The sequence below is a fragment of the Candidatus Firestonebacteria bacterium RIFOXYD2_FULL_39_29 genome, assembly GCA_001778375.1.
Lineage (GTDB): Bacteria > Oederibacteriota > D2-FULL-39-29 > D2-FULL-39-29 > D2-FULL-39-29 > D2-FULL-39-29.
The window spans coordinates 38955-63311 of sequence record MFGV01000086.1; the positions used below are offsets into that span (position 1 = coordinate 38955).

Consider the following 24357-nt stretch of genomic DNA (forward strand, 5'->3'; position numbering starts at 1 on the left):
AAGACAGGCTGGTGGATACTTCACGTAATAGCAATAGTTTTCATGTTCTGGCTCGGACATGCGGTTAAATTCTAAAAGACATTTACGATTTAATGTGGGCGGATGAAGGACTCCGCCGGTAATTGTTAAGTGAGGAAAAATAATATGTTAAAGAATATTCTACTTGCAACAGTTTGTGTTTTTATATTTTCCGGGTGCTATTATACTATTGAACCGATATATACGGCGAAAGACATAATCAGTGATGATGCTATACTGGGTAAATGGGGTGATCCAAAAACTAAGGTAAGATGGACATTCACTAAGGACGAAAAAAACAAATATAATGCTCAATATCTTGGTAATGATGGAATTGAAAGTGCTTTTGAAATCACACTTGTTAAGTTAGGAAAATTTAAATACTTGGATATGTTTGTGGATAATAAAAAACCAGAGAATAAAAATGGGGAATATAAGGCGTTACTTCTTGGATGTCATTTTTATATTAGATACACCGTGGACAATGACCGGTTTACGTTTGTTAATTATGCTCTTGGTTGGATTGAAAAGAAATTAAAGGATAAGGAATTAGACCTTCATTATTTTAAAAGAGACGCAGGGTATTATTTTTCAGATTCAACCGAAAGCCTTCAAAAAGTGATTATTTCTCTGGAAGACACCAAAGAAGCGTTTGCGAAAGATCCTCAAGTTCTGGAAAAAATAAAGTAGATTGTGAAACTATAGTAAAGGGAAAGACAATGAAAAAGCTGATTAAAATATCAAAGACTGCGAGTATATTGATTCGTGTTGTCTATTGTTTTGTAGTTGTCGGTTTAATTATTATTTTTATTTGGTCTGATACCAATTCGGTGACTATAAAAATAAGAAGCAACATCAATAGTACTTTAAATAACATGTTGTATTCTTTATTTAATAATCCGTATGTCAAAGTGTATTATGGTAAAGGGACAGAGAAAAAAATAAATATAATTAAAACGACTTGGAATATTGATAAAAAGATAAGACTATGTAAAGAGGTATATGAGAATAAAGAAAAAGAAAATTGGTGTGAAGGTATGGCTCCGGTAAAGGGATCGGAAATAATAGATATGTTGATTAAGCTAAATATTGAAAAAAATATAAATATTTCTTTGGACAAATTGATTAAAAAAATAAGTTTTAATGATGTAGTAGATAAAAGTATAAATAATGCTGAGATAAAAAAAGAAGTAGATTTGGATGGCGATGGAAAAAATGAAATATTTTATATGCTCGGAAATGAAAATAATATTGTTTTAACAGAGCAGAAAGGGAAAGTATATTATCTTAATTTTGGTACTTTCATTTGTACCAAATTTATAGACGTTCTTAAAATTAAAGATACAAAAAGGAGCGTTGCGTTAATACTTTCTACAGGGACAAATGGTTTGAACAGTGAGTTAATGTATTTGATTGGGCTGAAAAATGGAAAACCCGAAATAACTTTTTGTACTGCTGAAAGTTATAAATGCGAATTAATAGATCTTGATAAAGATGGCGTTAATGAAATATTATGCAGCAGTAAACAGATAATATATGGTTCTTCATGGCCTATAATATATAAATGGAATGGAGAAACATTTATCGATTCTTCACTTAATTTTCCGGAAATACTTAAAGATTCCTATAGCGGTTGGCTTGGTAACAAAGCAATCAATAACTTAAACAAGTATTTAGTTTTGCAATCTAAAGAATATAGACTGTTCTGGGAGCAAAATCTATTACCCTTATATAAGAAATATAACAAATCAGAAAGTAAAAACATTAAATAGTTGATATTTAACTAAAATGCTCTAATCTGTGTCATCTTACTTTCAATCCGTGTCATCAGGCTTAAAATCTTAATACATCATATTCTATCTGACTTATTAGGATTTAAGCCAGATATTCATATTGTTTTTTCAGTCAAAGTAATATATAATATTAACATGAAATGTCCTTTTTGTAATTTTAGAAATGATAAAGTTCTTGATTCGCGTGAGAGTAAGGACGGCAAGTCGGTTAGACGGCGCCGTGAGTGCCTTAAATGCTCAAAGCGTTTCACCACTTATGAACAAGTAGAACAAATAATGCCTGTGGTTGTCAAAAAAGACGGCAGGCGTGAGACTTTTGACAGGTTCAAAATATTAAATGGTATAAAAAAGGCTTGTGAAAAACGGCCTGTTTCTATGGCTGCAATGGAAAATGTTGTTCAGGAAATAGAAAAAGAAGTGCATAATCGCATGGACAAAGAGATTAACGGTAAAGATTTGGGTGATCTGGTTATGGTTCAGCTAAAAAAACTCGATCATGTCGCTTATGTCCGTTTTGCTTCGGTCTATCGGCAGTTTAAAGATATTGGCGAGTTTGTTGACGAAATAAAGAAATTACTGGGGTAAAGGGGGTTGACTTATGACGGTTTCAATGAAAAAGAAACTGGCTCAGATGCTTGTTGATGAGGAAATCATAACGGATGCCCAGCTTCAAGAGTCTCTTAAAGAGTCCAAAGCTCAGAATATTCGATTAGAACAGGCAATAGTAAAACTGGGATACATTACCGATGACGTTATTATGGCGTTCATGGGTACGCAGATGGGAATACCTACCGTAAACTTGAGTGATCAGGGTGATATTGACCCCAATATTGTTAAGCTCATTCCTGAAAATGTTTGTCAGAGGCAAATCCTCGTAGCGATTGCTAAAAAAGGCAATAATCTTACGGTTGCCATGTCCGATCCTTTAAATGTTTCCGCAATTGATGATATTCGCTTAATGACCGGTTTTGAAGTGACTCCGGTGCTCGCCAGTGAAAATGAAATTAAGGCGATGATTCAGAAGATGTTCAGTAATACCTCTGCGGAAATGGAAGAAGCGATGAAGGACCTTGAGAATGTGGAAGATGTAGAGGTTGTCGCAGCTGAAGATGAAATAGATGCCGCCAAGCTGGCAGCGGCTTCCGAAGATGCGCCTATTGTAAAACTTGTTAATGCGATGTTAAGCCGGGCTATTGAAGAAAAGGCGTCTGATATTCACCTTGAAATTTACGAAAAAATCACCAGAATGCGGTACCGAATTGACGGAGTGCTTCATGAAAGACCTGCGCCGCCCCGGAAAATATATGCAGCTTTGGTTTCCCGTATAAAAATTATTTCTGAACTTGATATTGCGGAAAGAAGAAAACCGCAAGACGGTCGTTGTAAAATAAAGGTCTCCGGTAAAGAAGTGGATATGCGTGTTTCCGTTCTCCCAACCGGCTTTGGGGAGAAGGTGGTTATCCGTGTTCTTGATACGACCAACTTGCAGCTGGATCTTGCGCAGCTTGGTTTTGAACCGGATATTTTGCAGCTTTATAAAAAGAATGTTGATGCCCCTTATGGCATGATACTGGTAACGGGACCTACCGGTTCAGGTAAATCCGTAACACTTTTCTCTACGCTGGCGCTACTCAACTATCCAGATGTAAATATAGTGACTATAGAAGATCCTATAGAGTTTGTTACGCAGGGCGTTAATCAGGTCATGGTAAATAATAAAGCCGGTCTTAATTTTGCAAGCGGTCTGAAATCTTTCCTCCGTCAGGATCCGGATATTATTCTGGTCGGTGAAATCAGAGACTCTGAAACTGCTCTTATCGCTATTAATGCAGCGCTTACCGGTCACCTGGTTCTCTCAACTTTACATACCAATGATGCGCCTCAAGCCACTACCCGGCTAAACAATATGGGTGTTGAGCCGTTCCTTATTACTTCTTCGCTTATAATGGTTATTGCCCAGCGTCTTGTCAGAAAAATATGTCCAAAGTGTAAAGAAGCCTATGAGGTTTCCCCTGAGGTTCTGGAGGATTTAAATATCAGACCTGCGGATGGTGAGAAGGTTGTCTTTTACCGGGGTTTAGGTTGTCCCAATTGCGCAAATACAGGATACAAAGGCAGGGCGGCTATTTATGAAGTTATGGTAATGAATGATGAGATAAGAAAACTTATTCTAAAACGTGCTTCAGGTACGGATATTAAAAAAATTGCTATTGAAACAGGTATGATTACTCTTAGAGAAGCGGGAATCAGAAAAGTAAGAGCCGGAGGTACCAGCATTGAAGAGTTACTCCGGACGACTTCAGCAGATTAAGGGGGCATAATGGCATCAGCAACGATTAATGACTTACTGAGATTGTTATTCGAAAAAAATGCATCGGATTTGCACCTTACTTCAGGTTCTCCACCGGTACTCAGGATTGACGGTGATATTATACCTACCGAATTAGATAAACTTACTCCGGAGAGCTGTCAGGAATTGATATATGGCGTGCTTACGGACGATCAAAAGGAAAAATTTGAGAAGGAAAACGAACTTGATCTGGCCTTTGGTGTAAAAGGACTGGGTCGGGTCAGAATGAATGTTTTCAGACAAAGAGGTGCGGTTGCGACTGTGCTTCGTAACATTCCTTCCAGGATACCGACTTTTGAGGAGCTGGGTTTGCCGGAAGTCGTTACTAATACTGTGGTAAAACTTCCCAAAGGTCTGGTTTTAGTCACCGGTCCTACCGGTTCCGGAAAATCCACTACTATTGCTTCTATTATTGATTTTATTAACGGGGATAGAAAAGGGCATATCATTACTATTGAAGATCCTATAGAATATGTTTATCATCACAAAAATTGTATCGTTAATCAGAGAGAGATTGGGGTTGATACTCCGAATTTTACGTCAGCGCTAAGACATATATTAAGGCAGGATCCTGACGTTATAGTAATAGGAGAAATGAGAGATTTGGAAACTATTCAAGCGGCTCTGACTATAGGGGAAACCGGTCACCTGGTTTTTGGTACGCTTCATACTACGGATGCTGTTCAGTCTATAAACCGTATCATAGATGTATTTCCGCCGCATCAACAGCAGCAAATAAGGACCCAGATTTCTTTTGTGCTCCAGGCGGTGCTTTCCCAGTCCCTGCTTCCAAAAGCGTATTCCGGCGGACGTGTGGCAGCCATAGAAGTTATGATGCCCAACTCAGCAATTCGTAACTTAATTCGCGAGGATAAAGTACACCAGGTCTATTCTACCATGCAGACTTCCGGTGAATCCGGTATGCAGACTTTAAATCAGGCGTTATTTAATCTTTATCAAAAGCAAATGGTAACGTATAATGAAATAATGCTTGCTTCTACGGATATAAAAGATCTGCAGAGAATGGTCAAAGGTGTATAGGAGAAACGATGGCGGTATTTAACTATAGGGCAAAAAGTGCAACCGGCGCGCAGGTTACCGGTGTAATGGACGCCGATAACGAAAAGGTACTTGCGGCCAAATTAAAAGCTCAAAAGCTTACTTTACTTTCAGCTACTCCGGAAAAGAAAAAAAAGCTTGCAGGAAGAGGCGGTAAGGTAACGGTAAAAGACTTGAGTGTTTTTGCCAGACAATTTGCCACTATGATTTCTGCCGGTGTTCCGGTGTTGCAGTCTTTGAACATTATATATGATCAGGTTGAGAGCCGGAAATTAAAAGAGTGCATAGGTAAAATAAGGGATGATATCGGACAGGGGCAGACTCTTTCAGATTCTCTCGGAAAACATCCTGATATCTTTTCCAGTCTTTTTGTAAATATGGTAAAAGCAGGTGAAACCGGAGGTATTCTGGACGGAATACTTCAGAGGCTTTCTACTTACCTTGAAAAAGCAGATAACTTGAAGAGAAAAGTAAAATCAGCCATGACGTATCCTGTAATGGTGCTTGCTGTGGCTATTGGTGTTACCGTCTTTCTTATGGTTGCGGTTATTCCGAGCTTTAAGTCTACCTTTGACAGCTTTGGTAAGCAATTACCGGCCCCGACTCTGGCGGTTATCGCAATCTCTGATTTTTTACAGGCTTTTTTTAAACCTCCGCAGGTATTTATTGAAGCTGTGATCATCGGCGTGGGTGTCTATTTTCTAAGAAGGTATTTAAAGACAAGAGCCGGTATGTTAATGTGGCACGGCATACAATTAAAGGCTCCCATGTTTGGTATCCTCGTGAAGAAAGTCGCAGTTGCAAAATTCGCGCGGACTCTCGGTACGCTTATTAAATCCGGTGTTGCTATCCTTGAAGCTCTGGAAATAACAGCCAAGACCTCCGGCAATCTTGTAGTGGAAGAGGCCATCTTCAAGGCCAGGGCGGCTATACGGGAAGGTGAAAACATAACAGGACCTTTAAAGGACGCGGGGATCTTTCCTCCTATGATTATACAGATGGTTTCCGTCGGTGAAGAGACAGGTACTATTGATGACATGCTGATAAGATGTGCTGATTTCTATGATGACGAAGTTGATACTGCTGTAGGTGGTTTAACTTCTATGCTGGAACCTCTGATCATGGCGTTTCTAGGAATTGTAATCGGAGGTATTGTTGTTGCCATGTTTATGCCCATGTTCTCCATGAGTGACGCTGTAGGTTGAAAAAAAAGAAAGGTATTATATGAATTCGAGTTCGAAAATTATTAAACAAGACCTTGATTTGATAAATGAGAAACTGCTTTCTATTGCTCTTAGTGTGGAAAAGTTTGTCCCTGGAATAAAACGGCAACTATTCAGCGGAGGGAAAAAACTTCGTCCTTCTCTGCTTATGATGGCCTATAGAGTTGTTAATTCCAAAGATAAAATGAAATATTTAAAACAAGCTCTTGATTTTGCCGCAGTCATAGAAATGCTGCATAATGCTTCCCTTTTACATGACGATGTGATAGAAAGTGCCCCCTTGCGAAGAGGAAAAGAGACTCTTAACTCCCTTTATGGCAATAAAAAAGCTGTGCTTGCGGGAGATCTTCTGACTGCGTTTTCAGTTTCCCTGCTCTATGGTTTGGAAAATTCAAAAATTGTGGAAAAGTCCCTGAAAATTTACGGTGATGCCGCAAAAAAACTGGTTGAAGGCGAAATCGAAGAGGTTACCGGACTTTTTAAAACTTCTATTACTGAGAAAGAATACTTTAGGGTCATAACAGGAAAGACGGCGGTACTTTTTATGGCAGCGTGTGAAACGGGAGCCGTCCTGGCCGGAGCAAACAAAGAACAGGCTAAAGCCATGAGAACATATGGAAGTAACCTGGGGATTGCATTTCAGATAATGGATGATATTTTAGATTATACAGCAAAGGAAGAGGTGCTTGGAAAACCGGTGGCCTCGGATTTACTGGAAGGTAAACTTACTTTGCCTGTAATATACGTCTTAAAAAGCGCGAATAAAATCGAACGGCTGAAAATAATAAGTATAATTGCAAAAATCAGAAAAGGCAAGAAAGAAAAAGCAGATATTACTTATGTTTCAGGGCTGCTAAAAAAATACTCTTCTCTTGAAAAATCCTACTTGAAAGCTAAAATATTTGTAAAAAAAGCAACGTTTTCTTTGGAGAAACTGCCGCAAAATGAATTCAAAGAAGCCCTTATTAAAATGGCGGAGTTCTCAATAGAGCGGAATTATTAGAGAAGAATAAATTACCCCCAACCGGTACCTTCCCCCTATGAAAATCAGGGGGAAGAGAGTTAATGTAAGGAGAAAGAAGATGGATATTAAAGCAAAGCTTAACCTGAATGTGATAAATGCGCCTATGTCCGGAATTAGAAAAATATCGGATATGGTAATGCAGATGAAAGATGTAGTAAGGATGGATCTTGGAGAACCGGATTTTGATGTTCCTGAGCATATTAAAGAAGCAGCGATCAAGGCTATAAAGGATGGTTTTTCACATTATACGCCCGGTCCGGGAATTATGGAACTTAGAAAAGCGGCGGCGGTCAAATTTAAATCTGAAAATGGACTGGATTATGATCCTGAAACCGAGATTACCGTAACACAGGGTGGTATCGGAGCGATATTTTCCGCGCTGCAGACAATGGTTAATCCGGGCGATGAAGTAATTGTTTCTGATCCTGTGTGGCCTGTGTATCTGGGGGTCCTTGGTATTTTGGAGGCCAAACCGGTTTTTGTTACCATTAAAGAAAAAAACGGTTTTAATATGATGCCGGATGAAGTAAAAGCGAAGATAACCTCTAAGACCAAAGTGATAGTGATAAACAGCCCGAATAATCCGACCGGCGGAGTGATGACGGAATCCAATCTGAAAGCCATCGCCAAGCTTGCGGCGGAAAGAGGCATATTTGTTTTGTCCGATGAGTCCTATGAAAAACTTATCTTGGGAAAAACGAAGCATCTTTCTATCGGTTCTCTCCCGGGGATGCGTGACCTGACCGTTACGCAGTTCACCCTATCCAAGACGTATGCTATGACCGGTTGGAGGATAGGTTTTGCCGTAGCCCCCAAGGAAATTTCCGCAGGCCTTCGCAAGGTATCGCTCTACACTATTACGCATGCCAACTCCGTAGCGCAGAAAGCCGCGGTCGCCGCGCTTACCGGCCCGCAGGATTGCGTTGCGAAGATGGTGGAAGCGTTCAGGGGCAGAGCAAAAATAATATCGGAAGGTCTTAATGCCACCGATAAGATCTCCTGCATACAGCCGGAAGGTGCTTTTTACGCATTTGCTAACATCTCAAAATTAAATATGAAATCCGAGGACTTTGTTTTAAAGATGATAAAAGAAGCCCGTGTTTCTGCCGTTAACGGTTCATCCTTCGGCGAGAGTGGCGAGGGTTTCGTCCGTTTCTGCTTTGCCAATTCAGATGAAAATATTAAAGAAGCCGTTAAGAGAATCAGTGCTTTTGTGAAAACATTGTAAACTAAGTACAAATGACTAATGACTAGTGACTATATAAGGAAGCGGAAAAATGCGCCGCGAGATTATTAAAAAAGAAATAAATTATGAGGCGGGAGATGTTTTCCGCCAACGATAAATAGTCCTTAGTCACTAGTACTTAGTCATTTTCTTAAGGAGGAATTTTATGAATATAGGTTTACCGGAGTTAATACTAATACTTGTTATTGCTCTTTTGATCTTTGGCGCGGGAAAACTTCCGGAGGTTGGAAGGTCTCTCGGCAAGTCAATAAAAGAGTTTAAGAGCGGAATGAAAGATGAAGATACCGGTTCTAAAGAAAAAAAAGGCAAAAAATAGACTCGATCTCCGTTTTTGACGGGAATATATTGGGCTTTAAGTTGATGGTGAATTCTGGTACAATGGATATCTGTAAAATATTGAGCGGAGGACGAGTATGCAAATATACCTTGACACAGCAAATGTTAGCGAAATAAAGGAATATGTCGAACTCGGGCTTTGCGACGGGGTTACGACCAACCCTTCCATATTAGCAAAAGAAGGTAAAGATATAGTAACGGCGATCAGTGCAATCGCGAAGGTTGTTTCAGGACCTATTAATGTTGAACCAATAGCGACTGATTTTGACGGTATAATAAAAGAGGCTGAAGAATACTCGAAGATAGGAAATAACATCGTTATAAAACTACCGATGATAAAAGAAGGTTTAAAAGCTGCAGGTGTTCTAAAAAAGAAGAAGATCATGACAAGCATTACTCTTGTTTTTTCTCCTTCACAGGCTTTGATTGCAGCGAAGGCAGGCGCAGACTTTGTAATACCCTTTGTGGGACGGGTTGATGACGGAGGGGCTTGCGGCACTGATATGGTGGCTCAAATCGCCCGGATATATTCCAACTATGATATTAAGACAAAGATTCTTGCGGCAAGTATTAGAGTGCCAATGCATGTTATTGATCTGGCACTTGCCGGAGTTGATATTGTAAGTGTTCCGAAGTCAGTGCTTGAAGTTATGATAAAACATCCTTATACTGATGCCGGAATAAAAAAGTTCCTTGAAGATTGGAATAAAAAGAAGACCTGATTGAACGGGGGTTTAATGCTTAAAAATGATCTGGAAATATTACTTAGGGTTCAAGATTTAGATACAAAGATAGATGATATAGAGGCAAGCAAAGCTGATATACCAAAGCAGCTTGGGGGGCAACAGGCTGCCCTAGCTGCGGCGCAATCGGCGCTTGCGGCGGTGAAGAGAAGCAGTGATGATCTTTTAAAGGGAAGGAAACTACAAGAACTTGAACTTGCGGCTAAAAATGCAGAGATTAAAAAGCTTCAGGAACAGCAGTATGCAGTGAAAGATAATAATTCTTATGCTGCGATCAAGCATGAGATCCAGACCAGAACGGAAGAAGCCGGAAAATTAGAAGAAAATATTATCACGGCAATGGTTGCTGATGATGACTACAAGAAAAAGGTGCTTGAAAGTGCTGATGCTGTAAAAGATGAAGAAACGAAATTAAAACAACTTGAAGCAAAATGTGTGGAAGACGGAATAAAACTGGACGCAGATATCGAAATTGTGAAAAAGCAGAGAAATGAAGAAGCTGCTAAAGTGGAAAATTCCGGATTACTCAAAAAATATGAAGAAGTAAGAGCTAATGTCGGAGGAAAAGGCATTGCGAAGGTAGAAGGCAGCAGTTGTCAAGGTTGTTATATGAACCTCCGACCCCAGGAAGCAATAGAAGTAAAGAAATTTGAAAAAGTAATACTCTGCGAAACTTGCGGAAGAATTTTACACGGTTAAAAAATTAGATTGGTACCGGCGCGAATAGCCGCTTTTGCTTTTGCAGAAGAGGAAAGTCCGAACTCCAGAAGGCCAAGATGCCGCGTAACTCGCGGGACCTGTGCCGTAACGGGACAGGGACGGAAAGTGCCACAGAAAACAGACTTCCTGAATCATGGGTTAGGGTGTGGTCTTGCCCTGTACCCGAATCCGCTTTGGCGGATGAGTGGTTCAGGGGATGGTGAAAAGGCGGGGTAAGAGCCCACCGGCCGCCGGGTAACCGGCGAGTGCATGGCAAACCCCATCCGGAGCAAGGCCAAATAGGGGGAAGTCAATAAAGTGGTGCCGCTTGTTTCCCCGGGTAGGCCGCAAGAGGTATTGGGTAACCAATATCCTTAGAGAAATGGCTATAAGAACAGAATTCGGCTTATGGCCCGGTTCCAAATATGACCCCGCTTGGGTAAACCCAATGCGGGGTCTTTTTTTTGTTCTACTTCTCTTTTCTTTGTATTCTTTTTCTTTCCGTAGAAGAGAGGATTTGCTTTCTGATGCGGATGTTTTTTGGAGTCACATCTACAAGTTCATCCGGGCCTACGTATTCTACTGCGAAATCGAGTGTCACATCGACCGGAGGGGGAAGTACCACCGGGTCGCTGCTGCCTACCGCTCTTTGATTGCTTTTATGTTTGATTTTACAGGCGTTTACTTCAAGATCAGTTTCCAGACTGTGTTTACCGACAACCATTCCTTCATAAACTTCCACTCCGGGATTGATAAATAAAACTCCCCTTTCCTGGGCATTGTCCAGTCCGTATGGATTGGATATTCCTGATTCAAAGGCAATTAAAGAGCCGTGTTCGTTATCACGAAGGTCAATATCGTGCACAGGCTTATAGGAATCAAAAAGATTGTTTATTACAACTGTTCCTCTGGTTCTGGTCATAAGAAGGTTCTTTAGCCCGAGAAGCCCCCGGGTGGGAATCAAATATTCGGCATGGACGTCAGTGCTTAAAGTTGAATCCATATGCTGCATCTCGCCGCCGCGTTTTCCAAGTTCCTGAATTACAATACCCTGGTGTTCGTGCGGTACATCTATATATACAGTTTCATAAGGCTCAAGTGTTACGCCGTTTTCTTCAATGTAAATGACCTGGGGTTGTCCGACTTGAAGACAAAAACCTTCTCTTCTCATGGTTTCGATAAGGACACAAAGATGAAGTTCGCCCCTTCCTGAAACCAGAAAAGTATCAGTACCCTGGTCTAACCCTTCGACTTTTAACGCTACATTAGTTTCAAGTTCTTTTTCCAGACGGTCTCTTATATTTCTTGACGTACAAAATTTGCCTTCTTTTCCTGAACCCGGAGCAGAATTGACGCCAAAGGTCATCTTGATGGTCGGCGGTTCTATCATTACCGGGGGCATAGTCTTTGGATTTACAGGATCAGTTACAATGTCGCCTATGTGAATTTCTTCGAAACCGCCGATTGCTACAATATCACCGGCTTCGGCTTCATCTACATCCACCTGTTTGAGCCCGTCATACATTTGCAGGCTCGTAACCTGCGCGGTTGTTTTCGAGCCGTCAGCCTTAACAAGCAGCATCTGCTGGCCATTCTTAACTTTGCCAAATTTTACTTTACCAATTCCGATTCTGCCTTTGTAATTATTATAAGCCAGAGCCAAAACCTGCATCGTAAAGGAATCTTCCAGATCAACTTCCGGCGCGGGTATATTGTTAACAATGCTTTCAAATAAGGGCGCAATGTCCGGAGATGTGTTCACATCGGCAAGTTTGACTGCCAATTCTTCCGGTGTAGCGGTAGCTAATCCGCGCAAACCGGAGGCATAAATTATGGGAAAGTCCAGCTGTTCATGTGTTGCGTTTAGTTTTACAAAAAGGTCAAAAGTTTTATTTACCGCTTCGTCAACATTTGCGTAAGGTTTGTCAATTTTATTAATCACAACGATGGCGCGCAGACCCAGTTCCATCGCTTTTTTGAGGACGAACTTCGTTTGAGGCATAGGGCCTTCTTTCGCATCCACCAGCAGCAAGACTCCGTCAGCCATTCTTAGAGTTCGTTCCACTTCACCGCCAAAATCGGCATGGCCAGGAGTATCAACGATATTTATTTTTATGCCTTTATAGACAAGGGAAGCATTTTTAGCTTTGATGGTGATGCCTCTCTCCCGCTCGAGATCCATGCTGTCCATGATGAGATCGGTTGTCTCTACATTGATTTTAACAGCATGGGTCTGTTTCAGCATAGCGTCAACAAGCGTAGTTTTCCCATGGTCAACATGCGCAATTATTGCAATATTTCTTATACTTTCTCTCTTTGTCATCACTGCTTTTTCTTCCTTTCATTCTTAATAGAATGTCTAATTTGAATATCCTGCCCAACCGGAGAAAACTGCTGATAAAGCATGCATTATAGATGCCTTGTAAAGCTAACGTACCTTCCGGTACAGCTGCTTTCTCTACTAGGGTTTACTTCCTCTTAGGAAGGTTAATAAAATCAGTTAAAGGTAAAACAATACTAAAAAAGTATTATAGCATTTTTTAAGCAGTTCGTGTTAATATTTTACTGTAAACGGCAGAAATTATTAAACAGCAAGTAAACAGCGAATTTCATGTGAGAACGTTGACAATGAGGGAAGAGTATTATATAATTCAGAAGGTTCTTGAAAATTCACAGATATCGTAAATAATATTCAACTGCGGCTTACAGGTCTTAAAAGAAAGTGTTAAAATATTTGAAATTCAGGATAAAATTATGAGGCGGCCCTACATAGAAGAAAATAAACTAAAGCGTATTAAATCAGGGATCTCCGGTCTTGACGATATGTTTAATGGCGGAATAATAAAAGGAAGCCGTACTTTATTTTCCGGCCAATCGGGAACCGGAAAAACCATACTTTCATTACAGTTTATAAAAGAAGGACTAAAGCTAAATGAAAAGTGTGTTTATATCTCCTTGCTGGAAGATCCCAAAAGCTCACTCCAGTATTACAATATTGTAAATGTTGATTGGAATTATCATCTAAAAAATAAAGATCTTTTTTTGGTGTATATAAATCCTTCGGGAATAAAAAAACTGGAAGAACGGCTCCTGACTATTATGAATACCTCTGAGATTCAAAGGATCGTGATCGACGGATTTTCAGGAATGGTAAAAGAAAGAGCCTATGAAGATATATACAAAGTTCTGATGTTTATACAAAAAAAGGGGATATCTTGCATAGTAACCACTTCGGATTTTGAAAGAAGAAATACCGGGGGGAATACCTCGCCTTTGCCGGAGCTTGTTGATAATGTAGTTATATTAAAACAATTGGAGAGCGAAGGAGATACAGCAAGGACGATTAATATTCTAAAAGCCAAAGGAACTTTTTATGATACAAAAACGAGACAAGTCATAATAGGGAAAAACGGTATTGCAATAAATAAGATACCTTTAGTTGATAATAGCTCGGGCAAAAAAGTTATAAGTGATACGGAAATAAAATACCATCTATGGAGCTGGTTCCTGAAAGACGAAATGTTAAAAGATTTTAAAAATGCTAATCCCAATATTGTAATCAATAAAATGGAGGAAATCGGGTCAAGACATGAAATACAAAATTCCCTTGCGGTTCAAAATACTCCGCTTGGAGTTATAGGTTTATCATTTCAAGAACTCTGCAAGCCTGCCTTAGATAATCAATTGATGAGTTTGGATGACAGTATTACTAAAGATATGTATTTTAAAGGTGCTTTGGAAGCTTGCACTATTAACGGGCAAGTCTACGGAATTCCCGATGATGTGGATTCAAGACATTTATTTTACAGAAAAGACTTGCTGAATAAATATGGAATAACTCCTCCTGAAACCTGGCAGGAATTGATCGATGCAGCAAAGTATATTGTTAAAGGGGAAAAAGATCCAAAGTTAAACGGTTTGTTGGCTTATTGGAGTCATGAAGCGATCTTGACTGGAATGTTATTTGAAACAATATGGGGTAATAACGGGGATATCTATGATAGCGAGGGCATTTCTATTGTAAATAGTAAGAGAGCAGAAGAGGCCCTGCAGTTAATGAAGGACTTAATTTATATTCATAAAATAATGCCAAAAGAGATAATACATTCTTTTTCAACTCCTACAGTCGCGGATATGTTCAGGAATTGCGAAAGTGTTTTTAATATTACGAAGTGTGAATTTATGTTCTCGCAATACAAGAAGGATGATTTTTATAAAGAAAAAGTTGGAATTGCTCCTTTGCCGAAAATGCAAAAGGACGCGGCGCATTATAATATTATCCGGGGCAACGCGCTTTGCGTTCCAAAAAATACAAGATATCCGAAATCTGCAAATGCATTTTTAAAGTATATAACCAGTATGAAAGTCAGCCGGCAGTTTGAAATTGACGGAGGATGGCCTTTTCCCGCAAAAACAGCTTTTTGGGAAGATAAAGAAATATTGAAAGCAAAACCTTTTTACGCCGGCGCAAAATTTCTCTTAAAAAACTATAAAAACCCGTATGCGGATATAAATAACTTCGATATAATATTTAATCTGGCAAAAAATAATATAACCAAAGTAATGAGAGAAGAAAAGGAACCGGCAGAGATGCTTGAACATCTGTCAAAAGAAATATCTTTGTTATCAAAACACCATAAGACTTATAGTAAGGTTGTTGAAAATATTATGAGTTGTATAAAGGAAAATTACGATAAAGTAATGTCCCTTGAAAATATAGCTAAAGAAGTGCGTCTAAGCCCTTCACATGTCGGGAAGGTGTTTAAAATGGAAACAGGCAGTACTATATTTGATTATGTGGTAAAAGTAAAGATGGATAAAGCCAAAGAATTTTTATCGGATATAAGATATAACATTGGAGAAGTAGCTGCGAAAACCGGATATACGGATACAAAGTATTTTGCAAAGTTGTTTAAAAAACAAACAGGACACACCCCTTCCGAGTACAGGCTTATGTAAGTATTGTTTTTTGAAAAGCGCTGTATCTATAGATGCTTTTGCAGGCATGGTCAGCAGTTAAGGATGTGAAATTTTATGACGGTCTGCCAAAGAAAACCCCGAGCTGCCTGTCCGTCAGAGTTTCTGCCGAGATCTCGCTCTTAGCGGATCCGCCAATCTTTTAGGCGGATAAACTCGGAGAGGTTCATAATTTTTTGCCTACCACGTAAAGTTCTGACCTTCCCCAGTAAGGACCAATGAGGGCATTTCTAAAAGCATCCCTGATTTTCCAGAGCAGCTTTGGATAGTCATATTATTTTTCAGCCAGTTTTTCCACCTTGAAACCGGCGGCAGTAAAGAATTTATTTAGTACATTGAGGGGGTACATTCTTACATGCGTGGGGTCTTCCCAAAAATCTCCGAAAACATCCTTGATGTTCTTGGGATCAGGAACCGCTACAAGTATTATTCCTCCTGACTTGAGAGAATTGAAACTTTTTTCTAAAAGTTCCATAAACTGATTTGGCTGAAGATGCTCGACGAGATTACTGATAATGATCCCGTCATATATTGTGGTTTTATCTTTAAAAAATAAAAAAATATCCTAGCAAATAACCTGTAAACCTTTTTTTGCGCATCTTTCAGCTACGCCCTTATCAATATCCACTCCAAGGGAAGTAATTCCTTTTCTTTTCTTAATCTCCAGGAATACTCCTTCCCCGCATCCGATATCCAAAACATTTTTACAATTTGCAAAATACAGCGAAAAATACTCAAGTCGTTCCATTTTCAGCTCCCGAGATCTATTATTGGTTTTAACTTCAGCTCATTTATACCTGTTTTGAGCGGGCTTTTCAAGAAGTTGTTACTGTGTGAAAAAGCGGTTAGCGAATTGCACAGGATTGACAGTATGAATAATTTATGTTATACTGTTTCTATAAGTAATCATATATGATTATTAATGGAAATGGAGATAAATTGTGACTTATATGGAATTGAGAGACAAAGTGTCAGGAATGCCTCTTTTTAGCTGGCAGGTCCTAAAGATGTTTGGCGGAGGCAGTCAGGAATTAAAGAATCAGCTTTCCCGCTGGAAACAGAGCGGGAAACTCCTTGCATTAAGAAGAGGCCTTTATATTTTAAATGAGAAAGACAGAAAACTCTCGCCTTCGAGGTTATTTATCGCTTCAGAAATGTATAAGCCGTCTTATGTCAGTCTGGAATATGCGCTTTCGTTTTACGGGATTATTCCGGAGAGGGCGGCATCACTGACTTGTATTACCACCAAGAAAACTGAAGTGTTTGAGAATTCATTCGGAACTTTTTCGTACAGGCATCTCAAACCGGAATGTTTTACCGGGTTTACAGCAAAGAAGGATGAGGGCGGACTTACATATCTTTTTGCCGAACCGGAGAAGGCGGTGGTGGATTTTATTTATTTAAATCTTAGTAAGTTGAAAGGGGACGGTGTCGAAGTACTGAGGGAGTCGTACCGTTTTAACCTTTCCGTGCGGCTTAGCCGTGCAAAGCTTCTGATGCTCGCGAAGCTGTTTAATAATGAAAGGTTGCTGGAAATTGTAAAAGGGGTGAAATAAAATGATCGAAGTCATCAAGCAAAGCATCAAAGAAAGTAAAAGCGGTGAAGAGAGGGTAAACAGGACCCGTGAGTTTCTACAGATCCTCATGCTAAAGATCCTTTTTGATCGCGGGTATTTTGAAAACATCGCTTTTGTAGGCGGAACGGCGCTTCGTATTCTGTATAACCTGCGAAGATACAGCGAGGACTTGGATTTTTCACTGGTAAAAAAAGAAAAATATGATTTTAACAAGATTGCGGACTCTCTGCTCTTTGAGCTGGGTAAGAACGGTTTTAAAGTTGAGGAAAAAAGAAGAACAGTTCAGACAGTAAACAGTGTTCTTCTCAGGTTCAGCGGCTTGTACGATAAGATTGATCTTCCGGGTCAGTCTACTGAGAAGTTCCTGGTAAAACTTGAAATTGATTCCAATCCCCCTAAAGGCGGTAAAAGCGTTATCGTCCCCGTGACCGACAGGTTCGTTTTTGCCGTAAACACTTTTGACCTGCCCTCGCTTTTTGCCGGAAAACTTCACGCCTGTTTTTTTAGAAAATACACCAAAGGCAGGGACTTTTATGATCTTGTCTGGTATTTAGGAAAAAGGATCATTCCCAATCTGAAACTTCTTAATAATGCCGTTATCCAAACAGAAAAAAAAGACCTGAAGCTCACAGAATTGACTTATAAAGAATTTCTTGCCGAAAAACTCAAAAAGGTGGATTTCGCCGCCGTAAGAAAAGACGTAGAAGTCTTCCTTGAAGACAAAAACGAGTTAAAACTACTGGATAGAGAGCTGATTTTGAAGATGCTCTAAAAGAAAGTCTATAACGTCTGAAAAGTCCATAAGGTCTATAAGGTAAAATCTTGAAAGTCCAAAAGCGTTCTGTCGCTTGTCACCACTTTGTCCAAGTATAGGAAAGTATAGAAATAAAGATGGAGGGATTTTCAGATTCTAGTTCATTGACACCATATCTTGTATCAGTGGAATCCGATAGTCTTGTAATCAGTGAAATCGCTTTTCCCGCTTGACAAAAGCATAATAGCATTATATAATTATATCATATCAAGGAGGCGTTATGAAAACTGTACAAGCTATAACGGTTACCATCCCAAATGAACTTGCTGCGGAATTAAACCGGATGCAGAAAACGGAGATGAAAAATTGCAGCAGTATAGTGGCGGACGCGCTGAAAGAATATATAGAATGGCGGCAGTTCAAAGGCCTTCAGAAAGAAGCAGCTGCTGTGGCAAGAGCGATTGGTGTTTACGATGAATCTGATGTTGAAAGACTCGTGCATGAGTACAGGGCGGGAAAGTGAAAAAGCCCAGGGTTGTTTTTGATACGAATGTTTATATTTCTGCTACTGTCTTTCCCGGTGGAGTACCTGAAGAGCTGTTAAAACTTGCCTTTACCGGCGATATTCTGCTTGGTGTTTCAAAAGAGATATTGGAAGAGCTTTCAAAAGTTTATCTCAGAAAGTTCCATTTAAACAACTTAGCCGTTAACGAACAAATCAAAAGAATACTGAACAACGCCGAATTGGTCGAACCCGTCGAAAAACTGACTGTAATAAAATCCGATAAGAGCGACAATAAGGTCCTGGAATGTGCCGTTGCCTATAAAGCAGAGATAATAGTTTCCGGAGATTCTCATCTTCTGGAAGTAAAAAAATATAAGGGAATTTCAATCCTTAAACCCGCCGATTTCTTACGAATGAATGGATCAGAATCGATAAATGACGAGAGCTTTGCAGGGGAAAAGCATGCAAAATACTTGGTACATAAGCCAGGAAAAATAAAGCAACGCAAGCTTTAAAAAACATTTTATAGAGTCGTCCTCCCCATATGGTAACATCGGTGACTCTAGTGTGAGGGGAAAAAGGAAAATCCGGTTGTATATTTTCATATAAGAATTTGATAAAATACCATTGTGGGGGTTTAAAATGAAAAGGGTTGGACATACACCTAAAAGAAAAAGCAAACCTAGGAAACTCAAGCCTAAAACAGTAAACCATTCACTTTCGATTGGTGATGATAGGGGTCGTCTTGGTCGGAAAAAAGAAGAGGTTGTATTTCCTGTTGCACCGTCGTTATCAAAAATGCCTAAAAGCTATGGTTTATTCTTTTTGGAGATTAAAAAAAGAGTTCAGACCGAACGCTTGCGCGTTGTTCTTGCAAGTAACGCTGCCCTTGTTTTAATGTATTGGGATATTGGAAAAGGAATACTTGAAAAACAGAAAGAAGAGGGGTGGGGCTCTAAAGTTATAGACCGCCTTTCGTCCGATTTAGCAAAAGAATTTCCGGATATGAAAGGTTTTTCTCCTCGGAACCTCAAATATATGCGTGCTTTTGCAGAAGCCTGGCCGGATAACTCAATTGTGCAAGGGGCACTTGCACAAATAACTTGGTATAATAATATCACTCTATTAGACAAGCTTAAAGAGTCAAAAACACGGCTTTGGTATGCGCGAAAGGCATTAGAGCATGGTTGGTCCCGTCCGGTTTTGGTCCATCAAATAGAGCTTCATCTTTATGACCGTCAGGGTAAAACGCTGAATAATTTTGAAATCGCTCTTCCGCCTCTTGATTCTGATATGGCAAATCAGGTTTTTAAAGATCCCTATATTTTTGATTTTCTTGGTACCGCCCAACCAAGGCGAGAAGCGGAATTGGAACAGAAGCTGATTGATCACGTACAAAAATTCTTACTGGAGCTTGGTGCTGGTTTTGCTTTTGTAGGTAGGCAGATGCATCTGGAACTAGGGGATAACGATTTTTACGTGGATCTTTTATTTTATCATCTTAAACTTCGTTGCTATGTTGTGATAGAATTAAAAGCAGGCGATTTTGAGCCGGGGCATATAAGTCAATTAAATATGTACTTGAATGTGGTTGATGATGTATTGAAGCACAAAGAGGATAGACCAACGATCGGGCTCCTGCTTGTTAAGCAAAAGAATAAGATGATAGCTGAATATTCTTTGCAGGGTTATTCAAAGCCGATGGGTATTGCGGAGTGGGAAACAAAGATTAAAGAAAGTCTGCCGAAGGAATTAAAATCGAGTCTTCCCTCGATAGAAGAGCTGGAAGCCGAGTTAAGTAGAAAAAAATAACAAAGTGGTATTGTCTGAAAATATATAGAGCCAAGCTTGCGGAGTCGCTGGCTCCACAAATAAATGTCCTCAGGTGAAATAGAGAGTGTTATGTAGAGGGACATAAATGGTAAATATGTCCCTGTATGGAGGGACGCGAAAAAATGAGGGTAGAAAAATTAAAAACAGAACGTTTTATATATTTGAAATTGCAGTACTTGATTGCGATGTAAAAGCAATGAGGAAAATACAAATAGAAGCTGAAAAAACTTTGTATAAGTTAGCTGATGCGATAACAAAGGCTTTTGGATTCTTCTTTGATCATCCGTTTGGATTTTATAGTGATTTTGAAAGAGGAGGAAGTGACTCTAAAATTGGGTTTGAGTTGTTTGCAGATCTGGAGTTGGATGAAGGTCCGTCAAGACCTCATTTTAAAGGCGTTGAAAAAGTTAAAATAACAGAAGCTTTTAAGACTGTTGGCGACAGAATGTTATTTTTCTTTGATTACGGTGATAACTGGGAATTTTCCATAGAGTTAAAAGAAATAAGAGATGGTGAAAATCAGGGTATGAAAACCGCCGTCATAGAAAGCACCGGCACAGCCCCGATACAATATCCACCGTGCGAAAGATAGCGGAATAGTTAAATTTCACATTCCGGACTCATAACCATGTGAGATATTTATTTAGGGAAAACAAGGGGTCTGTTCCCTGTATTAAAATGCTATATTTAAAAGGAGGGTTTTAATGTTAAGAAGAAAGTCTAAAATCAATATGAAAGTGTTTTTGTTTGGAGTGTGTGTTTTGTCTAATCTGTGTTTTGGTTTAGATATTTATAAACCGCGAGTAATTGTTGAATTGGAAGTTGGAGCCGGAGATCATCAGCTAGGAGATGGTGGGGTTGCTGCTGGATGCCTTGTTGCCCCTGGGCTAGTTTATGGGGATAGAAAAGGAGATCTTTACCTCTTTGATAGCCATAAAAGAAGAATATTGAAATATAATAAAAATGGTAAGTTTCTTCTTGAAATTAAAGGAGCATGTATTGGAATAGGGATGGATAAAGAAGATAATTTGTATACGCTTGGTGATGGCGCTTTGAAAATATTTAGTCTTATGGTTTTTAATTCAAATGGTCAGAAGGTAAGAGAGCAAGATTTAACTAATGCTGCAACAGAAAACAGAGCGTTTGTATCCTGGTCTGGGAATGTTTCTATTACTTTGCGCGGGGGAATTTATGATAAAGCTAGTAAAATATTTAAATATTATAATAATGGCTATAAGTTTGATTCTAATGGAAAAAATACTGTTAAAATAGAAAATTCTGAAAAAGATATTGCAAAGGAAGATGTAAATTTTTATGAAGATGCAAATGGTGACATCTGGGATGCTGTTCTTACTAATAAAGAAAATATAAAGAAAGGGAAAGAAAATGCTAAATTTGGATTACGCAGATACAAGAAGGAACATATTGCGAATGGATTAGAAAGAAAGAAATTAGATACAAAAGAAGAAATGAAAGTACCTGTAAAATCAGAGAATATTATAGGTTTTGATGGAAAAAATAATGTATATATATACGAAGGCGTTGTAAGAAAATACAGTACAAATGGCGATATTTTAGCAGAAGTTCAGGTACCTAAAAACGTTGACTATATTCCCGGATATTATCCAACTATTGATTATTATGGGAATATATATGCTTGTCAGCGGTCAAATGCTGATATAAATGCAGGGGTTGTATATTACAAGTGTGATCCGTTGAAAACAAAAGTAAAAATTATTTGTTATGAACTACAGAAATAAGGGAGTATTGAAATGAAGTATTTGTTTAAAAAAATGCTATTTGTATCCTGTAATTAATAAGAATAAGTGAATTCTATCGAATATCCAGTTTAACATGAAATAAATAGTAATTTTAGAAAAATAGGTATTTTTCCTATAAGGTCAACAACAACGCAGCTATCGTCTTCGCGTCTATTATTTTCCCTGTTCTTATCATCTTTAAAAGCTCTTTCTTTGTAAAGACTTTTACGGTTATTTCTTCGTCATCGTCCAGGTTCATGTGGCCGGTTTTCAAGTTTGTGGCTTTGTAAAGGTGCATTTTTTCGTGCAAAAAGCCGGGGGATGAGTAAAACGATAGTATTTTCTTGATTTTTCCGGCTTTAAGTCCTGTTTCCTCTTCCAGCTCTCTTTTGGCGCAAATGAAAGGGTTTTCGCCTTTTCCGAGAGTTCCGGCGGGGACTTCCCATGTCATCTGATTTATGGCAAATCTTGGCTGTCTTACCATAATAACCTTATCTTTGCTGACAAAAGGGACGATTACGGCGGCACCGGGGTGCTGTACAAAGTCCTTATTCTGCCATGTGTAGACTTTTATCAATCTCCCAGAAAATCGAAGTTTTTTCATACCGGCAATTTTACCAGAAAACCTACAATAAATCAATAAATACTTGACAAAATACTGTGGATTACGGTATACTTACTGTGGTTGAAAGTGGTTCAAAGTGGAGGGAAAGCTTATGTTCATGGGAGAATACCAGCATTCGATTGACAAAAAGGGCAGAATTATACTGCCTGCCAAGTTTAGGTCTACTTTGGCGGAAAAATACATTGATAAATTCGTAATCACCAGGGGATACGACGACTGTTTGAGTGTCTTTCCGATTAACGAATGGAAGATTTACGAAACAAATCTGCGTTCACTCTCCCAGAATAATGCTGACACAAGATATTTTCTCAGACTACTCTACGCTAATGCCACTGAAACCGCGCTCGACAAGCAAGGCAGAATGTTCATACCCTTAGACCTGCGTACAAAAGTCGCAATCGTAAAAGATGTCACCGTCATCGGTCAGATGAATCTTATGGAGATCTGGTCCAAAGAAAAATGGAATGACTACCTGGCAAAAGGGAAAGACAAACCTTTTGAAAGTGTAGCCCAGAAACTCTTTGATCTCGGAATCATGAAATGAAACATGTTTCAGTGCTCCTTGCTGAAACAGTTGAGTTTTTGAAAGTAAGACCGGGCGGCATATATCTGGATGCTACTTTAGGCGGCGGCGGGCATACGAAAAAGATCCTTGAAACGGAAAAAGACTGCAAGGTAATAGCCCTCGACCGGGACCTGAAGGCAATTGAAATCGCAAAAGAAAATCTTAAAGAATTTGAAAACAGAGTATCGTTTTTTAACTTGAATTTTAGAAGGCTCGATGAAGCGCTGGGTGAAACAAAAATTGACGGCGCGCTTTTTGACCTCGGGGTTTCCTCTTTTCAACTGGATGACGCCGGGCGCGGGTTTTCCTTCCGCGAAGCAGCGCCTCTTGATATGAGAATGGGAAGTGATGCGAAGTATGATGCGGGAGCACTGGTAAATGAACTGCCGCAGGAGGATCTGGAAAAGCTGATCCGGACATTAGGGGAAGAGAACTTTGCGGGAAGGATAGCAAGGGTAATAGTAGAAACCAGAAAAGTAAAACGGATTGATACAACGATAGAACTTGCGGAGGCGATAAAAAAAGCGGTGCCTTCGTTTTACCGGCACGGGAAGATTCATCCGGCTACAAGGAGTTTTCAGGCGTTAAGAATAACGGTGAATGACGAGCTTGGAGCTTTAAAAGAAGGGCTGGTAAAGGCTTCTGCTTCTTTGACTTCCGGCGGACGGTTGTGCGTGATCTCCTTTCACTCGATGGAAGACAGGATTGTGAAAGAGTTTGTAAAAGGTGAGTGTACCCTGGAGCCGGTTACTAAAAAGCCTTTAATACCAAGCGATAGCGAAACGGCGGAAAACAGAAGGAGCCGGAGCGCGAAATTACGGGTGGCCGAGAAAAAATGAAGATTATAACGGGCTTACTGATAGCAGTTCTTTTCTTTGTCTGGCTAAACCTTGACAATGTTCGCACGGGGTATGAAATAAATAAGCTGGAGAAGAAAAAAGCAGAATTGACGAACTACAACAGGATTTTAAACATAGAAATTTCAAAACTAAGGTCCCTTGAGAGAATTGAGAGCGTGGCAAAGAATGAACTTAACCTGACCACGCCGGATAAGTTCGAAACCCTTGTTCTGGTGCAGAAAGAAGACGAGAAGAAGGGTGTCTTCAATAAGGTGTTTTCTTTTGTGCTGAGCATCTTTTAAGGGTAAGAAAATTACTAAGGACTAAGCACTAATAACTAAACAATAACTAAGAATAAAGCACTAAATTCTAGTGTGCCAAGGGAAGCGTATTTGTTTAAGCTGGTGAAAGTCCAGTGCAGGCAAAGGTAA

General features: G+C 39.5%; 26 protein-coding genes and 1 other RNA gene. 23 read left to right on the forward strand and 4 right to left on the reverse strand.

Annotation, left to right across the window (positions count from 1 at the left end; translation table 11 throughout):
• The first annotated feature begins 144 nt into the window (after positions 1-144).
• The 12 genes from A2536_12140 to rnpB all read left to right on the forward strand — a co-directional run bounded on the left by A2536_12140 (position 145) and on the right by rnpB (position 10916).
• Complete coding sequence (locus A2536_12140; GenBank protein ID OGF44510.1) at positions 145-708, forward strand: hypothetical protein; 564 nt, start codon at positions 145-147, stop codon at positions 706-708.
• Positions 709-737: 29 nt separating this feature from the next.
• On the forward strand, positions 738-1790 hold the full coding sequence (locus A2536_12145) for a hypothetical protein (GenBank protein ID OGF44511.1): 1053 nt from the start codon (positions 738-740) through the stop codon (positions 1788-1790).
• A 156-nt stretch (positions 1791-1946) separates the two neighbouring features.
• The gene (locus tag A2536_12150; GenBank protein ID OGF44512.1) at positions 1947-2396 is read left to right on the forward strand and encodes a transcriptional regulator NrdR; all 450 of its coding nucleotides are present in this window, start codon (positions 1947-1949) and stop codon (positions 2394-2396) included.
• Positions 2397-2409: 13 nt separating this feature from the next.
• On the forward strand, positions 2410-4122 hold the full coding sequence (locus A2536_12155) for a type IV-A pilus assembly ATPase PilB (protein OGF44513.1): 1713 nt from the start codon (positions 2410-2412) through the stop codon (positions 4120-4122).
• Positions 4123-4131: 9 nt separating this feature from the next.
• Positions 4132-5202 carry a type IV pili twitching motility protein PilT gene (locus tag A2536_12160; GenBank protein OGF44514.1) on the forward strand — a complete coding sequence of 357 codons (1071 nt, stop codon included), beginning with the start codon at positions 4132-4134 and terminating at the stop codon, positions 5200-5202.
• An 8-nt stretch (positions 5203-5210) separates the two neighbouring features.
• Positions 5211-6425: a hypothetical protein gene (locus A2536_12165; GenBank protein ID OGF44515.1), complete on the forward strand. Its 1215-nt coding sequence runs from the start codon at positions 5211-5213 to the stop codon at positions 6423-6425.
• Positions 6426-6444: 19 nt separating this feature from the next.
• Entirely contained in the window at positions 6445-7446 is a 1002-nt protein-coding gene (locus A2536_12170; protein ID OGF44516.1) for a hypothetical protein, read from the forward strand.
• Positions 7447-7525: 79 nt separating this feature from the next.
• Positions 7526-8695 (forward strand): hypothetical protein, encoded by a 1170-nt coding sequence (locus tag A2536_12175; GenBank protein OGF44517.1) that lies wholly within the window; start codon positions 7526-7528, stop codon positions 8693-8695.
• Between the two features lie 163 nt (positions 8696-8858).
• A complete protein-coding gene (locus tag A2536_12180; GenBank protein ID OGF44518.1) occupies positions 8859-9029 on the forward strand; it encodes a preprotein translocase in 171 nt (56 codons plus the stop codon).
• 97 nt (positions 9030-9126) lie between these two features.
• Positions 9127-9771, forward strand: coding sequence for a fructose-6-phosphate aldolase (locus A2536_12185; GenBank protein ID OGF44519.1), 645 nt, complete (start codon positions 9127-9129; stop codon positions 9769-9771).
• A 15-nt stretch (positions 9772-9786) separates the two neighbouring features.
• Positions 9787-10491 (forward strand): hypothetical protein, encoded by a 705-nt coding sequence (locus A2536_12190; GenBank protein ID OGF44520.1) that lies wholly within the window; start codon positions 9787-9789, stop codon positions 10489-10491.
• Positions 10492-10502: 11 nt separating this feature from the next.
• Positions 10503-10916: RNase P RNA component class A (gene rnpB, locus A2536_12195), an RNA gene on the forward strand.
• Between the two features lie 44 nt (positions 10917-10960).
• On the opposite strand, the gene A2536_12200 is transcribed toward rnpB, so the two are convergent.
• On the reverse strand, positions 10961-12814 hold the full coding sequence (locus A2536_12200; GenBank protein ID OGF44521.1) for a GTP-binding protein TypA: 1854 nt from the start codon (positions 12812-12814) through the stop codon (positions 10961-10963).
• 431 nt (positions 12815-13245) lie between these two features.
• Here A2536_12200 and A2536_12205 point away from each other — a divergent pair, with 431 nt between their 5' ends.
• Positions 13246-15450 (forward strand): hypothetical protein, encoded by a 2205-nt coding sequence (locus A2536_12205; GenBank protein ID OGF44522.1) that lies wholly within the window; start codon positions 13246-13248, stop codon positions 15448-15450.
• Positions 15451-15742: 292 nt separating this feature from the next.
• On the opposite strand, the gene A2536_12210 is transcribed toward A2536_12205, so the two are convergent.
• Together A2536_12210 and A2536_12215 are read right to left on the reverse strand one after the other, a co-directional pair.
• A complete protein-coding gene (locus A2536_12210; GenBank protein OGF44523.1) occupies positions 15743-15943 on the reverse strand; it encodes a hypothetical protein in 201 nt (66 codons plus the stop codon).
• A gap of 90 nt (positions 15944-16033) precedes the next feature.
• A complete protein-coding gene (locus tag A2536_12215; protein OGF44524.1) occupies positions 16034-16216 on the reverse strand; it encodes a hypothetical protein in 183 nt (60 codons plus the stop codon).
• A gap of 193 nt (positions 16217-16409) precedes the next feature.
• Between A2536_12215 and A2536_12220 the strand changes: the two genes are divergently transcribed.
• The 7 genes from A2536_12220 to A2536_12250 all read left to right on the forward strand — a co-directional run bounded on the left by A2536_12220 (position 16410) and on the right by A2536_12250 (position 21897).
• Positions 16410-17024: a hypothetical protein gene (locus A2536_12220; GenBank protein ID OGF44525.1), complete on the forward strand. Its 615-nt coding sequence runs from the start codon at positions 16410-16412 to the stop codon at positions 17022-17024.
• 1 nt (position 17025) lies between these two features.
• Entirely contained in the window at positions 17026-17817 is a 792-nt protein-coding gene (locus A2536_12225; protein ID OGF44526.1) for a hypothetical protein, read from the forward strand.
• A gap of 262 nt (positions 17818-18079) precedes the next feature.
• Positions 18080-18322, forward strand: coding sequence for a hypothetical protein (locus tag A2536_12230; protein OGF44527.1), 243 nt, complete (start codon positions 18080-18082; stop codon positions 18320-18322).
• Positions 18319-18819, forward strand: a complete 501-nt coding sequence (locus A2536_12235) for a putative toxin-antitoxin system toxin component, PIN family (protein OGF44528.1) — start codon at positions 18319-18321, stop codon at positions 18817-18819. The genes A2536_12230 and A2536_12235 overlap by 4 nt, the downstream gene beginning before the upstream one ends.
• Before the next feature lie 283 nt (positions 18820-19102).
• On the forward strand, positions 19103-20116 hold the full coding sequence (locus tag A2536_12240; GenBank protein OGF44538.1) for a hypothetical protein: 1014 nt from the start codon (positions 19103-19105) through the stop codon (positions 20114-20116).
• Positions 20117-20222: 106 nt separating this feature from the next.
• Positions 20223-20729, forward strand: a complete 507-nt coding sequence (locus A2536_12245; protein OGF44529.1) for a hypothetical protein — start codon at positions 20223-20225, stop codon at positions 20727-20729.
• A 112-nt stretch (positions 20730-20841) separates the two neighbouring features.
• Positions 20842-21897, forward strand: a complete 1056-nt coding sequence (locus A2536_12250; GenBank protein OGF44530.1) for a hypothetical protein — start codon at positions 20842-20844, stop codon at positions 21895-21897.
• 133 nt (positions 21898-22030) lie between these two features.
• Here the strand turns inward: A2536_12250 and A2536_12255 are convergent, their stop codons facing one another.
• Positions 22031-22501, reverse strand: coding sequence for a hypothetical protein (locus A2536_12255; protein ID OGF44531.1), 471 nt, complete (start codon positions 22499-22501; stop codon positions 22031-22033).
• Positions 22502-22613: 112 nt separating this feature from the next.
• Between A2536_12255 and A2536_12260 the strand changes: the two genes are divergently transcribed.
• Genes A2536_12260 through A2536_12270 form a run of 3 tightly spaced genes read left to right on the forward strand, consistent with a single transcriptional unit; the run spans position 22614 to position 24228 of the window.
• Positions 22614-23066: a hypothetical protein gene (locus A2536_12260; protein ID OGF44532.1), complete on the forward strand. Its 453-nt coding sequence runs from the start codon at positions 22614-22616 to the stop codon at positions 23064-23066.
• On the forward strand, positions 23063-23926 hold the full coding sequence (locus tag A2536_12265) for a 16S rRNA (cytosine(1402)-N(4))-methyltransferase (protein ID OGF44533.1): 864 nt from the start codon (positions 23063-23065) through the stop codon (positions 23924-23926). The genes A2536_12260 and A2536_12265 overlap by 4 nt, the downstream gene beginning before the upstream one ends.
• Positions 23923-24228, forward strand: a complete 306-nt coding sequence (locus A2536_12270) for a hypothetical protein (protein ID OGF44534.1) — start codon at positions 23923-23925, stop codon at positions 24226-24228. The genes A2536_12265 and A2536_12270 overlap by 4 nt, the downstream gene beginning before the upstream one ends.
• Positions 24229-24357: the final 129 nt, after the last annotated feature.

Bases quoted from the DNA above. Each gene is read 5' to 3' on its own strand.
- A2536_12140 (OGF44510.1), top strand. From the start codon at position 145: ATGTTAAAGAATATTCTACTTGCAACAGTTTGTGTTTTTATATTTTCC.
- A2536_12145 (OGF44511.1), top strand. From the start codon at position 738: ATGAAAAAGCTGATTAAAATATCAAAGACTGCGAGTATATTGATTCGT.
- A2536_12150 (OGF44512.1), top strand. From the start codon at position 1,947: ATGAAATGTCCTTTTTGTAATTTTAGAAATGATAAAGTTCTTGATTCG.
- A2536_12155 (OGF44513.1), top strand. From the start codon at position 2,410: ATGACGGTTTCAATGAAAAAGAAACTGGCTCAGATGCTTGTTGATGAG.
- A2536_12160 (OGF44514.1), top strand. From the start codon at position 4,132: ATGGCATCAGCAACGATTAATGACTTACTGAGATTGTTATTCGAAAAA.
- A2536_12165 (OGF44515.1), top strand. From the start codon at position 5,211: ATGGCGGTATTTAACTATAGGGCAAAAAGTGCAACCGGCGCGCAGGTT.
- A2536_12170 (OGF44516.1), top strand. From the start codon at position 6,445: ATGAATTCGAGTTCGAAAATTATTAAACAAGACCTTGATTTGATAAAT.
- A2536_12175 (OGF44517.1), top strand. From the start codon at position 7,526: ATGGATATTAAAGCAAAGCTTAACCTGAATGTGATAAATGCGCCTATG.
- A2536_12180 (OGF44518.1), top strand. From the start codon at position 8,859: ATGAATATAGGTTTACCGGAGTTAATACTAATACTTGTTATTGCTCTT.
- A2536_12185 (OGF44519.1), top strand. From the start codon at position 9,127: ATGCAAATATACCTTGACACAGCAAATGTTAGCGAAATAAAGGAATAT.
- A2536_12190 (OGF44520.1), top strand. From the start codon at position 9,787: ATGCTTAAAAATGATCTGGAAATATTACTTAGGGTTCAAGATTTAGAT.
- A2536_12200 (OGF44521.1), bottom strand. From the start codon at position 12,814: ATGACAAAGAGAGAAAGTATAAGAAATATTGCAATAATTGCGCATGTT.
- A2536_12205 (OGF44522.1), top strand. From the start codon at position 13,246: ATGAGGCGGCCCTACATAGAAGAAAATAAACTAAAGCGTATTAAATCA.
- A2536_12210 (OGF44523.1), bottom strand. From the start codon at position 15,943: ATGGAACTTTTAGAAAAAAGTTTCAATTCTCTCAAGTCAGGAGGAATA.
- A2536_12215 (OGF44524.1), bottom strand. From the start codon at position 16,216: ATGGAACGACTTGAGTATTTTTCGCTGTATTTTGCAAATTGTAAAAAT.
- A2536_12225 (OGF44526.1), top strand. From the start codon at position 17,026: ATGATCGAAGTCATCAAGCAAAGCATCAAAGAAAGTAAAAGCGGTGAA.
- A2536_12230 (OGF44527.1), top strand. From the start codon at position 18,080: ATGAAAACTGTACAAGCTATAACGGTTACCATCCCAAATGAACTTGCT.
- A2536_12240 (OGF44538.1), top strand. From the start codon at position 19,103: ATGCCTAAAAGCTATGGTTTATTCTTTTTGGAGATTAAAAAAAGAGTT.
- A2536_12245 (OGF44529.1), top strand. From the start codon at position 20,223: ATGGTAAATATGTCCCTGTATGGAGGGACGCGAAAAAATGAGGGTAGA.
- A2536_12250 (OGF44530.1), top strand. From the start codon at position 20,842: ATGTTAAGAAGAAAGTCTAAAATCAATATGAAAGTGTTTTTGTTTGGA.
- A2536_12255 (OGF44531.1), bottom strand. From the start codon at position 22,501: ATGAAAAAACTTCGATTTTCTGGGAGATTGATAAAAGTCTACACATGG.
- A2536_12260 (OGF44532.1), top strand. From the start codon at position 22,614: ATGTTCATGGGAGAATACCAGCATTCGATTGACAAAAAGGGCAGAATT.
- A2536_12265 (OGF44533.1), top strand. From the start codon at position 23,063: ATGAAACATGTTTCAGTGCTCCTTGCTGAAACAGTTGAGTTTTTGAAA.
- A2536_12270 (OGF44534.1), top strand. From the start codon at position 23,923: ATGAAGATTATAACGGGCTTACTGATAGCAGTTCTTTTCTTTGTCTGG.